Raw genomic sequence first — 10,437 nt, forward strand, 5'->3', positions numbered from 1 at the left:
CACATCCCCTCTCTCCGAAAGGAACTGTAATGCGTCTCGTCCCTGACGTGCGCCGTGTGGTGCTTTTGTCTCTGAGCTTCTGGATGCAGGTGTTCGGCCTCGCCGTGCTCATCGTGCCCGAGCTTTGGTACGGCTGGACCGGCCAGGACTATGATCCGAACATCGCATGGTGGCTCGCTGTCGGCCTTTTGCTTGCCGGCATCATTGGCCGCGTCTTCCAGCAGGGGATTTCCCCGTGGAAGGAATGGCTGCGCATCGCCGCCGTTGCGGCAATCGTCTTTGCGCTGGCGCTTCTGCTCGCATGGCCGTCCAGCGCCGCAAGCCTTCCAGATGGTCCGGCGACCGAGGCGCAGGCGCTCGAAATCGCGGTGCCGTTCATTGCGAAGGAAGAGGGCAAGAGCAACCGCGCTTACCGTGATGCCGTCGGCATCTGGACGATTTGCTACGGCTCGACACGCGACGTCCGCGCCAACATGGTGCTGACCGACCAGGAGTGCCTCGACCTTCTCACGATCGAGGTGGCCCAGCATCGCACCGGCCTACACCGCTATTTCACGCCGTCGACAATCGACATTCGCCTGCCGGCGACACGGGACGCGGCCTACACGTCGCTTGCCTTCAACGTCGGTCCCGCCGGCGCGGGAAAGAGCACCGCAACGCGCCGCCTCAACGCTGGTGATGTCGCCGGCGGCTGCGATGCGCTCACCTGGTTCGATAGAGCCGGCAAGCGCGTGCTGCGCGGCCTGTTCGAACGGCGCCAGCGTGAGAAGGCGCTCTGCATGATTGGCGCAAGCCGATGATGCTCGCTTTCCTCGCACCGGTTCTGGCCCCCCTCGACCCGGTCTGGAATTTCTGCACCAGCCGCATCGGCCTGCCGCTGGTCCTGGCCGGCGGCATCATCCTCTTTTACGAGGGCCTGCCGCTCGGCCCGCTGCGCGACATTCCCTATGTCGGTCCGAAGCTGATCGGCCTCGTCGGCGGTCGCGTCGATCGAGAATATGCCGCCGGCCAAAAGGCCGAGGACGCGATTTGGGAGGAGAAGATCAAGCTCGCCGCCATCGCCCAAGCGGCCGACAACAAGACGCGGCAGCAGGACATCGACGCCGCGGCACAGGCTTACATCGACAAGCAGCATAGCGACGCCGGCCGCATAGCCGAGCTGGTGCGCGCGCAGAAGGACCAAGACAATGCACCGCCCGTTTGGACCAATGCTTCTGGCTGCAAGCCTGATGGCATCTCTGCAGGGGTGTCAGAGCGCCTCGACGCCATCGGTCGATAGCCTGGTACCGAAGCCGACGGCACACGTCGATCCAAGCGTGATGCAGGATTGCCTCGGCGTGGTCGATATCCCCCATCGCTTCGTCTCGACGGAGGAGGAGACCCGGCTACACGCGGAAGATCGCCGCCGTCTTGGGGACTGCGTTCGGCTCAACCACGCCAAGGGCGATACCATCCAGGCGCTCGTGAAATGAGCGGAGGGTTCCCCCAGCGTCTTCGCGAACTCGACCCGGAAACGATCCTCTGGCTCGATCGCCTCGACAGCAAGCAGCGCGAGGCCCTTATCTGGGCTGGCAGGCTGGATCCTCTGCGGCGCGAACGGCTCGATAAATTCCTCGATCTGGACGAGGACCATTTCGAAGCCGGGTTCGCCGTCGTTCAACTCTGGACGCGTTTGCGCTGGCTGGGCTCCACATCGATGTGGATCATTCTCACGGTTGCGGGGTTGTTACTGGCATTGACGCAGATCATCGACCAGCTGGAAGGGCCCCGGCCGTGAGGTTCCCGCGCACCTCGTCCGACGTTCTGACCGGTCTGATTTTTCTCTTGGCCGGCGCTCTCGGGGTGCTGCTCTACCTGGAAATAGCGCAGGCGCTCCCCCTGTAATTCCCTGCACATCACTTCCAGTCTCCCCATCGGCTTCGGCCGGTGGGGGTCTTTTTTGCTTTCCGGGCTCGCCCCGCCCGGGGGCACGCGCCCAGGAAGACGGGATTCATCTGAAAGTTTTTATCAGCTATTGTGCGCAATCATGCCGCGCAGCGTCGCCCAGGAGGACTTTCATATGGCTGACACCACCATTGAATGGACGGACGCCACTTGGAACCCGGTCGCAGGGTGCACGATCCTTACCGCAGGCTGCACGAACTGCTATGCCATGAGAATGGCCGCTCGGCTGGAAGCCATCGGAATGGAGAAATACCATGGCCTAACTCGCAAAAGTGCAGGGCGTGCGAAGTGGACCGGCAAGGTGGTAACCGACCCGAAGTCGCTCGCAATACCCGCAACGTGGTCAAAGCCGCGCCGGGTCTTTGTGAATTCTATGTCAGACCTGTTCCATGTTGATGTGCCCCCGGATTTCATCCGCCAAGTCTGGGCGGTGATGGAGAAGACGCCCAGGCATACCTATCAAATCCTCACCAAGCGGCCGGAAGTGATGGCCGAAGTCCTCACGAGAGGAGACTTCCCTTTGCTCTCAAACGTGTGGCTTGGGACCAGTGTTGAGGATAGCCGCGTGCTTAATCGTCTCGACGATTTGCGACGTGTTCCTGCGGCCATCCGTTTCATCTCGTTTGAACCCTTGATCGGCTCCGTAGCTGGCGCCAACCTTGATGATATTCATTGGGCGATCGTCGGAGGCGAGTCGGGGTCTGGCGCCCGGGAGATGAATCCGCGTTGGGTTGATGAGATCGAAGCTATGTGCAGGCGGAGCCGAACGGCATTCTTCTTCAAGCAATGGGGCGGCCGCAACAAGAAGGCCGCTGGACGCATGTTGAACGGTCAAACCTACGACGAGATGCCGGCGACAAATTAGAATAGTCGCCCTTGGCCGCTATCGGTCGCCGCTTTCCAGAAGGCAAGCGCGAGTTCGTGGCGAGCAGCCAACGTCAACCAATAAAGGTGCTGGCCTCGGCTTCCTGTGATCAGTTGCATGTCGGTCGATGCCGCCATGCCGAGCTTAATTACCTTCGCCTTCCAAAGATCAAAAACAGCGCGCCGGACGGTCGTGAATGGCTGATTGGTATCAACAACCAATCGCCAGCCAGGGACGAACTTGTCGAAGGCCGATTTCTGCGCTCGAACGTTGAGCCCGGTGTTGCGCTGCAGATCCATCTTACTGATGTGCACCATCATGTCGATGCGCTTCCGCTTTGACAGTGTCTCAATCACTGAAAAATCGAACGCCCCCAGATTGTAGGGATCGACGAATGCGAAATGCAAAGCATACTGGTCCAGTTTGGCTCGGATCGTTTTCGCGGTGTCGACCGCTTCCCCATGGAATGCTTCAACAGGCGCACCAGCCAAAGACAGACGCCTTCTTGCGAATTCAAGCCGATCGGGGTCTGCGTCAGCAATGTAAACCGAACTAAAGGGCGTCTTTGACCGGACGCTTTCATTCCAAGCTGCTACACACCCTCCCTCTATAAACTCACCGGTGCGGCGAATTTTAGAACGACCAGGCCCGCAAAACAGGTCGATGTAGGTCGCGCCAGCTTTCCCTGGACCGATCCACTTTGCCCTTACGGCACGCGAGATAGAGACGTACTTGCAAAGTAAGGCGATCTTTTCCTTCGACCACGCGCCGACTTCTTCGACGGGTAGTCCATCATCACCTTCCACCAACTTCCCCAATTCGGCCCTCCCGCAGCTTTGCCCCGTCAAATGTAAGCGGTTTGTGCGTCAAGTAACAAGCGGATCGACTTAGCCGCCAGACTTAGCATTAGCGGGCTTTTCTGCTGCCGGCGCAGGTGGGAACGATTCGAGCGCGAGCAAATTGAATCGCGTGTGCATGCGTCAAGAGTTCCGCGTTCCGATATGGCCAGTTCCGTTTCCAGGCAGAATGCAAAGCGTGCCGCAGTACGCAAAGCGCTTGACCGCCACAAGGTCTACATCACCGCGCAGCGTTTCTCAGGTGGCACCTACGAAGCTCGGGTGCTGGTCGACGGCGAGGTCTATTGGGTCGATGAATTGCGGCTGAGCCAGTTGCGCGCAGGCATATCGCCTTCGGAGCTGGAGTTGATACCGGCAGGAGACGATTGCTGATCGCTCCGCCGTTCCTATTAGCGCGACGCTCTCCCGCGGCGTCCGTTGCGTTAACCGCTCCACGATTTTCTGGGGAACCGGCCGCACTAACATTTGTTATGGGCGGAATGCAGAAACCAGAAGCCAGATTCGACACAATTCCGGTCGCCCTTCTGCTTGCAGCCATCCGGCTCCAGGTCGCGATCGATAGACGCCAAGCGGAACAGAGGCGAGGCGCCGAAAAATAGTCCGTGCCTGACAGGCTCCGGAACTTAAGCCCCGGAAAGGCATTGCCTTTCCATGTTCAGTGACAAAGAGACAATCGTCGTCGAAGCTTGTTTGCTGGTAGCCGTGCCTCTGTCGGTTGGCATCGCCGTCGTCTCGGCCGTCCTATTCCATTCATGAGCACACGCGGTGTGAATTTCGTCGACAATGGATGGCAGAGCACCTGCCGAAGGCGATCACTCACGATCCCGTCGCGGTGAGCGACCTGGCCGACGAGCTGATGAAGGCGGCCGAGCGAGAAGGCATCCCGGCCGCCGAGATCAACGAGGAAGTCGACAGCGCTTCGAAGTGATGGAGCACCGCTAAGGAAGCTTGGCGGGGTAGATCGCGAATAACGGATACTACATACAAATTCGCTAAAATGCCTGGAACCGATCAGGCACGCGCGGCTTGAATCGCGGTTGTTGGGTATGTGCATGCGTAACGCCAGAGAGCGGCTGAAGTTCATCAAGCCGCTGGAGCCCATCCAGGTCGAGACGCCGCCGGTCAGCGACGAATGGGTGCACGAGATCAAATACGACGGCTACCGCACCCAAGCGATTCTCGACTGGGCCGGCGCGCGGGCCTTCTCTCGGAATGGGCACGATTGGTCGAAGCGGTATTGGCCTATCGTTGCCGCGGCTGAAAAGCTTCCCGCCGAGTCCTTCATCATCGATGGCGAGATGATCGCGCCGGAGCCGGATGGTCGGCCGAACTTCCAGCGGATGCACTCCCGCATGACATGGAACGCGGAGCAACTAGCATTCGTAGCCTTCGACATCTTGTACATCGATGGCGAGGATCTGCGCTCGTTGCCGCTGAACGAGCGCAAGGCGAAGCTCTGGAATCTGGTCAAGCCAGCCAAGGACATCATCCAATACAGCGACCATGTTGAGGGCGGTGGCGCCTCGTTCTTCGAAGCCGTCGAGAGGATGGGCTTGGAAGGCATGGTGTCGAAACGACGCGGGAGCCCATACCGAAGCGCAGGGTTGAGTCTTGGGTGAAGACCAAATGTTGGGATATCGGCGACTTCGAGCTGCTGGGTATCAAGCGAGAGCCTGGGAAGCCCGCTGCGGCGATCATGGCGCGCGGTGGCCGATATGCCGGCACGGCGTCCATCACGCTCACCAACGGCCTCAGGGAACGGCTGTGGAAGCGTGTCAAACAGGCCAGGGCGGCGAAGCCAGCGCAGCGGGTGCCGAGCGCCTTTGCCGATGACGTGGAGTGGGTTAAGCCGGGCATCACCGGCCGGGTGAAGTTCCTTCGCGGCGAGCACACGCTACGCCATGCGACGCTGCAGGATTTCAAGGAAGGAACCTAAGATAGCCAGCCAGCTTGACTAAGCATGAGCGCCCGAGCCTTGGCATTCCTAGATATGTGGATGGCGGAGCATCTGCCCAACGTCGTCGTTACTGATGATGCCCTTGCCATTAACGATCTTGTCGATGAACTGATGGCGGCGGCGAAGCGCGAAGGCATCTCGGCAAAAGAGATCCATGAAGAGGTCGATAGCGTGTTCGAAGTCATCTTCGACGCAATGAAGCATCGCGAGGGCGGCTTGGCGGGTTAACACTCAGATGCCCGTCACTCCTGGCAGAATGGCGGGCATCCGTCACTGCTCTCGACTGCCGACGAACGAAGGGACCACATGCTCGCCGGCTCTATCAAATGATGCTGCGAGGCGAAGGTTTCAGCGTACAGACCAAAGCGTCAGATCCTCCGACTTCGGTCGCATCGGGGAACATTCCGCCTGGCGGCAGGTTGGGTTTCACGGCGCGATCTCTGCCCGACGTCGCGCCGTTGGGGTTGCGCAGACCCCGGAGCCCGCTCGTCCCCCTCAAAGCGAGTGGGCTCTGCTTTTCCCTCCTCATTTCGCGCCCTATATGAGGGTGGCCCGGTAGCCTTTGGGTGTGGCTTTGGGGGCCGGCCACCGGGCCTTGACCGGCAGGGGTAAGTGCCGGCGAGCCATTATATGCGCGTCTGCTAATAAATGGAAATTTAGCCAAAAGGCCGAGCACGACTTGGGGACGGCCCGGCAGCTCATCTTGCTTCGGGGGGAAGTGGTGACGATCTGCCGGGCCTGATCCGGGGACAGGGGTGGCCAAACCCCCGGACGTCGTTAACGATAGCGTCATAGCTGCCGATGGCAATTGCATTTCACTAGGCCCTTTTACGATTTCGTCACTTAGCAGGTGGACCTTTCCCGCATATATGCGGGGTTATAGGCACCATGCCCAAGTTTTCTTCGATGTCTCAGACGCCGGTGAGGTCTACCACGATGCACGTGGGGTGATCCTCCCAAGCGAAGATGCGGCGAAGGTTCGCGCCTTCGCAATCGTAAGCAGACTCATGACCGGAACGCACAGGCGCGATGACGAGAGCCGTGATCTGCTCTGCACGATCCGCGACTTAGCCGGGCGTCCGGTTATGAAGATCAAGGTTGAATCGGGCGCGCCGGTTGTCAGCGAAGAGAACGAAGCGCGCCAGCACTGAGCGGTGATCAGCGCCGGGGCCTTGGCAGGTTACGCGGTACTCAACACTCAAACAGACGCCCGCCACCCCAGGCAACGGGATGGCGGGCATCTATCCACAGCTCTCATGCCGCCGAGATAGGGAACACACACACGCTCGCCGGCATCGATCAAACTAGGCAATTGGCCTTTTGTTTCAGCGTAGGGACCAAAGCGTCGGCTCCTGCGACTTCGGTCGCATCGGGGCAGAAGGGAACATTCCTACCAGTGTCCCGGTTAAGCGTCGCGGCGTGTGTCTCCGGCACGAGGTTCACCCGCCGCGCTGGGGCGCTCCCCCACGGGAGCCCGTTCGACCCCCTCAGGCGAGCGGGCTCTTGCCTCTGAGATTCCAACCTCACAGTCGGCATTCGCTCTCGCACTTTGAATTAGTTGATTGATCTGCTTGCGAAGGCTCAAGCCACCAATCATCTGACGAATGTCGTAGCCTTCGCTTTTGATCTTTGTACGCACCTCACCAAAATTGGCGTAAACGCCAGACTTGGCGAGTTCGAATGCGCGCTCAAGGGTCGTTTTCCTGTGATCCATAGCAGCGCTGAGCATACAGGAGTTCGGGGAAGGCTGCGCCTCAAATTTAAACCGAGACACAACCAGCCTACATAACTGGGTATGGGCAACGGGTGGGCGCTTCAGGAACTGATCGACGCGGGCATGTCTGTCAGCGGCGGCTGCCTGGATTGCCATCGGCATCAGCGGCTCGATCTGACGCAGCTCCGCGATCGGTTCGGGCCTCACGCTCCTGCAATGGAATGGGATCTGAAGCCGAGGATCTTGCGGCGGCGGCAAGTGTCCCGCGCCGCCCGGAAGGTTGCGGCGGACCGCCCGGCAAGACCTTGCGGATCATCAACTGGGATCGCGGCCTTGGAGATCGTCGTTCGGGACGATCTGCGGTTGGCGGCCAATACTGGTGTAGGGGTCCACGTAGCTCATTTTGACCGAATTGCCCACCAGAACCGAAATGGCCTTGAGCGATGCGCCGATTGCAAGCTTTGGAAAGCTCAGCCGCGGCAGGGCAAGGGGTCGATTTATCATGCGGCCGGTGGTGGAGGTATCGGTCATGGTGTCCTCCTCTGACGGTGAGAATGACACCGCTTTCCGGTCAGGTCCTTGGCTGGGACCTGAAGAGTCCTGAACAGCCCTGAAGTTCGCCTTCAGGGTCATCTTGGATTATCGTGTCCGCGAGGGAGGGGGCTTGGCCGATGGACCTAGAGTTTGGGGACTATCGTTTGAAACGCGCCGAACGGCGGCTGCTGGGACCGAATGGGCCCGTGGAGCTTTCGGCTCGTTCCTTCGATATCCTCGCCATGTTGCTGGACAGACCCGACGAGGTGATCGGCAAGACCGAGCTTTTCGATACGGTCTGGCCCGGCCTGGTTGTTGAGGAGAACACGCTGCAGGTCCACATTTCGGCGCTTCGAAAGCTTTTGCCTGCCGAGATGATCGCAACCGTGCATGGTCGCGGCTATAAATATGCTGGCCCCAGGCCTTTCGTGGCTGCGGCAGACACTGCGGCACCGTCGAAGCCCTCCATCGCCATACTCCCCTTCGACAATATGAGCGGCGACCCGGAGCAGGACTATTTTAGCGACGGAATCACCGAGGACATCATCGCTGAGCTGGGCAAGTTCAAGGAGTTCCTGGTCATTGCGCGAAACTCCTCCTTCCAGTTCCGCGGCAAGGCGAATGATCTGGCCGAGGTGGCAAAGAACCTTGGCGTCCAGTACGTCGTCGAAGGCAGCGTGCGGAAGATGAAGAACCGCGTGCGGATCACCGTGCAACTGACCGACGCGTCCGCCATGGCTCATATCTGGGGCGAGCACTACGACCGGGAACTCGACGACATCTTCGCCATCCAGGATGAAGTCACCCATATGATTGCGGCCCGCCTGGCCCGACAGGCCAGAACCGCGATTGCATCGCGCGCCAGGGCCAGGCCGACGAGCAACATGTCGGCCTACGAGTTCTACTTGCGGGCGCTGCAGCTCGCGGCCGTCTATGAAACCGCGCTCGAAGCGGAGCCCTTTCTGCGCCAGGCGGTCAAGCTCGATCCGCAGTTTGCTGCCGCCCACGCTATGCTCGGCTTCGTGGAGTCCATCAAGTTCTATTGGATCTCCACCAATCCCGGTCACCTGCATTCCGGACTTCAGATCGCAGGAACCGCATTGCAGCTCGACCCGAACGAAGCCTATGCGCACCTCGCCAGCGGCTTTGCGCTTCTGTACCTGCGCCAATTCAGGCAGTCCGAAATCAGTCTCGACCGGGCGGTGGCGCTCAATCCGAACGATCCGTTCATTCTCAGTATCCGGGCGATCCACCTGAACTACACCGACAGGCCGGATGAGGCGCTGGTTGAAATAGACGAAGCCCAGCGCCGAGACCCATACGCCGTGGGATGGTATGACGATTTTCGTGGCATCATCCTGACGACGGCTGGACGCTATCGCGAGGCGACGGCCTGCTACGCGAAAATGGCGAGTGTACCGCCGTGGTCGCTCATTCGTGTTATCGTGTGCCATTCCGAACTCGGCGAGGTCAGGCAGGCGCGAGACGTGCTGGCAAGGGTCAAGGCACACTTTCCCGGACTAGGCCTTGACGAGATCGTTGAGACGGAAGTGGACTACTATGCGGATCCCGCCGTGTGCAGCCGCTATCGCGAGATCCTGCACCGCCTCGACGAGGAAGAATAAGCTTCTCGCAGAGCGTTTCGGCGTCTCACGGAAACGCGGCCGGCGCTCCGCGACCGCTTCGGCGCCGATGCTCCTGCTATGGAGTGGGATCTTCGACCCAAGATGAAATGCGCGGTCTGCGGCGGCAAGCGCATTACCCTAACATATTCCCCAGACATCAGCCCGAAAGACCTTCGCCGCAAAGGAGTGTGAAGTTTCTAGGGCGTGCGTTTCGTCTGCCGCCGCCGCCACATCCTATTGTCCGTCTGTCGATCACCGTTCGGGATCTCAGAGCGAGTTAGCAATGGCCCTTCGGGGCTAAAGGCAATTCCCGCATCCTCCAAGGCTTGGCGGATAGCGGCAACATGGCGTGGATTCGGGTTCCTCGACCCGTTCTCGAAATCGACGACCGTTGGTTCGCTAATATGCGCTTTGGCAGCGAGCCGCACTCGCGACCAGCTCAATAGAGCTCGTGCGGCTTTTGATTGTTCCCCCGACAGTAGGGCTCGTCTGCGCATGGGCGTTGAACATTCAACGTCCCTAAAATATGCCGCCGGCTTCGTCAGGGGTCCTCAAATATTCGTGAGCCCGTGAGCTCAGATCGCGGGCGGAGCGGGTCGCCCTAGGCGTGGATCAGATTGGGCCCACGGTGGGCCTTCAACGTCGATGCCGCGATGTGGTGAACGAGCGGCGACTATGCAGGGCTAAATTTCGAGGTTACCTCGAAAATTTCGAATATGGCGCGTCACCGAGTGAGCCGTTGAACGTGTCGAGCGGCTCATTGAGTGCCCAACGCTTTTGCCTCACGCTCTAAAGTCTCGCGGTCATTTCCATGCTTGGCGATCAGTTCCCGGACCCCTGAGGGATCGAGAGCCCGAATTTGCTAGCGAAGTAGCCAACCTCATATTCCTGATGCCAGGCCGTGAATCGCACGGGTTGCGGCCCGGTAGCCTTTGGGTGTG

General features: G+C 59.9%; 14 protein-coding genes. 11 read left to right on the plus strand and 3 right to left on the minus strand.

All coding sequences use genetic code 11. The annotated features are described in order from the left end of the window. Positions 1-29: 29 nt before the first annotated feature. The 4 genes from A9K66_RS24545 (at position 30) to A9K66_RS24560 (ending at position 2,809) form a co-directional block, all read left to right on the plus strand. Positions 30-800 carry a lysozyme gene (locus A9K66_RS24545; RefSeq protein WP_082954061.1) on the plus strand — a complete coding sequence of 257 codons (771 nt, stop codon included), beginning with the start codon at positions 30-32 and terminating at the stop codon, positions 798-800. After that, positions 797-1,279 (plus strand): hypothetical protein, encoded by a 483-nt coding sequence (locus tag A9K66_RS24550; RefSeq protein ID WP_067328731.1) that lies wholly within the window; start codon positions 797-799, stop codon positions 1,277-1,279. Before A9K66_RS24545 ends, A9K66_RS24550 begins: the two co-directional genes overlap by 4 nt. A gap of 189 nt (positions 1,280-1,468) precedes the next feature. Continuing rightward, a complete protein-coding gene (locus A9K66_RS24555) occupies positions 1,469-1,777 on the plus strand; it encodes a hypothetical protein (RefSeq protein ID WP_067328734.1) in 309 nt (102 codons plus the stop codon). 282 nt (positions 1,778-2,059) lie between these two features. Next, positions 2,060-2,809: a DUF5131 family protein gene (locus tag A9K66_RS24560; protein WP_067329118.1), complete on the plus strand. Its 750-nt coding sequence runs from the start codon at positions 2,060-2,062 to the stop codon at positions 2,807-2,809. Here the strand turns inward: A9K66_RS24560 and A9K66_RS24565 are convergent. Then, a complete protein-coding gene (locus tag A9K66_RS24565; RefSeq protein ID WP_067328736.1) occupies positions 2,806-3,627 on the minus strand; it encodes a three-Cys-motif partner protein TcmP in 822 nt (273 codons plus the stop codon). The two genes, A9K66_RS24560 and A9K66_RS24565, sit on opposite strands and share 4 nt — an antisense overlap. A gap of 183 nt (positions 3,628-3,810) precedes the next feature. Between A9K66_RS24565 and A9K66_RS24570 the strand changes: the two genes are divergently transcribed. From A9K66_RS24570 to A9K66_RS30550, 6 genes are all read left to right on the plus strand, one after another. Next, on the plus strand, positions 3,811-4,038 hold the full coding sequence (locus tag A9K66_RS24570) for a hypothetical protein (RefSeq protein WP_067328738.1): 228 nt from the start codon (positions 3,811-3,813) through the stop codon (positions 4,036-4,038). Between the two features lie 415 nt (positions 4,039-4,453). Beyond that, positions 4,454-4,594 carry a DUF768 domain-containing protein gene (locus A9K66_RS29855; protein ID WP_082954062.1) on the plus strand — a complete coding sequence of 47 codons (141 nt, stop codon included), beginning with the start codon at positions 4,454-4,456 and terminating at the stop codon, positions 4,592-4,594. A 124-nt stretch (positions 4,595-4,718) separates the two neighbouring features. Beyond that, a complete protein-coding gene (locus A9K66_RS31340) occupies positions 4,719-5,285 on the plus strand; it encodes an RNA ligase family protein (RefSeq protein WP_245307664.1) in 567 nt (188 codons plus the stop codon). Continuing rightward, on the plus strand, positions 5,282-5,602 hold the full coding sequence (locus tag A9K66_RS31345; protein WP_245307666.1) for a hypothetical protein: 321 nt from the start codon (positions 5,282-5,284) through the stop codon (positions 5,600-5,602). Before A9K66_RS31340 ends, A9K66_RS31345 begins: the two co-directional genes overlap by 4 nt. Before the next feature lie 60 nt (positions 5,603-5,662). Further along, the gene (locus A9K66_RS24580; protein ID WP_245307667.1) at positions 5,663-5,851 is read left to right on the plus strand and encodes a hypothetical protein; all 189 of its coding nucleotides are present in this window, start codon (positions 5,663-5,665) and stop codon (positions 5,849-5,851) included. A gap of 779 nt (positions 5,852-6,630) precedes the next feature. Then, entirely contained in the window at positions 6,631-6,774 is a 144-nt protein-coding gene (locus A9K66_RS30550) for a hypothetical protein (protein WP_156751152.1), read from the plus strand. A gap of 878 nt (positions 6,775-7,652) precedes the next feature. On the opposite strand, the gene A9K66_RS24595 is transcribed toward A9K66_RS30550, so the two are convergent. Next, complete coding sequence (locus A9K66_RS24595) at positions 7,653-7,868, minus strand: hypothetical protein (RefSeq protein ID WP_067328747.1); 216 nt, start codon at positions 7,866-7,868, stop codon at positions 7,653-7,655. A 167-nt stretch (positions 7,869-8,035) separates the two neighbouring features. Between A9K66_RS24595 and A9K66_RS24600 the strand changes: the two genes are divergently transcribed. Then, positions 8,036-9,496, plus strand: coding sequence for a winged helix-turn-helix domain-containing protein (locus tag A9K66_RS24600; RefSeq protein WP_245307669.1), 1,461 nt, complete (start codon positions 8,036-8,038; stop codon positions 9,494-9,496). Positions 9,497-9,693: 197 nt separating this feature from the next. Here the strand turns inward: A9K66_RS24600 and A9K66_RS29860 are convergent, their stop codons facing one another. Continuing rightward, a complete protein-coding gene (locus A9K66_RS29860) occupies positions 9,694-9,993 on the minus strand; it encodes a helix-turn-helix transcriptional regulator (RefSeq protein WP_082954064.1) in 300 nt (99 codons plus the stop codon). Between the last annotated feature and the right edge of the window lie 444 nt (positions 9,994-10,437).

The sequence above is a fragment of the Mesorhizobium sp. AA23 genome (assembly GCF_001672435.1).
GTDB lineage: Bacteria > Pseudomonadota > Alphaproteobacteria > Rhizobiales > Rhizobiaceae > Mesorhizobium.

Coding starts and splice junctions, on each gene's coding strand:
- A9K66_RS24545 (WP_082954061.1), top strand. CDS start 30: ATGCGTCTCGTCCCTGACGTGCGCCGTGTGGTGCTTTTGTCTCTGAGC.
- A9K66_RS24550 (WP_067328731.1), top strand. CDS start 797: ATGATGCTCGCTTTCCTCGCACCGGTTCTGGCCCCCCTCGACCCGGTC.
- A9K66_RS24555 (WP_067328734.1), top strand. CDS start 1,469: ATGAGCGGAGGGTTCCCCCAGCGTCTTCGCGAACTCGACCCGGAAACG.
- A9K66_RS24560 (WP_067329118.1), top strand. CDS start 2,060: ATGGCTGACACCACCATTGAATGGACGGACGCCACTTGGAACCCGGTC.
- A9K66_RS24570 (WP_067328738.1), top strand. CDS start 3,811: ATGGCCAGTTCCGTTTCCAGGCAGAATGCAAAGCGTGCCGCAGTACGC.
- A9K66_RS29855 (WP_082954062.1), top strand. CDS start 4,454: ATGGCAGAGCACCTGCCGAAGGCGATCACTCACGATCCCGTCGCGGTG.
- A9K66_RS31340 (WP_245307664.1), top strand. CDS start 4,719: ATGCGTAACGCCAGAGAGCGGCTGAAGTTCATCAAGCCGCTGGAGCCC.
- A9K66_RS24580 (WP_245307667.1), top strand. CDS start 5,663: ATGGCGGAGCATCTGCCCAACGTCGTCGTTACTGATGATGCCCTTGCC.
- A9K66_RS30550 (WP_156751152.1), top strand. CDS start 6,631: ATGACCGGAACGCACAGGCGCGATGACGAGAGCCGTGATCTGCTCTGC.
- A9K66_RS24595 (WP_067328747.1), bottom strand. CDS start 7,868: ATGACCGATACCTCCACCACCGGCCGCATGATAAATCGACCCCTTGCC.
- A9K66_RS29860 (WP_082954064.1), bottom strand. CDS start 9,993: ATGCGCAGACGAGCCCTACTGTCGGGGGAACAATCAAAAGCCGCACGA.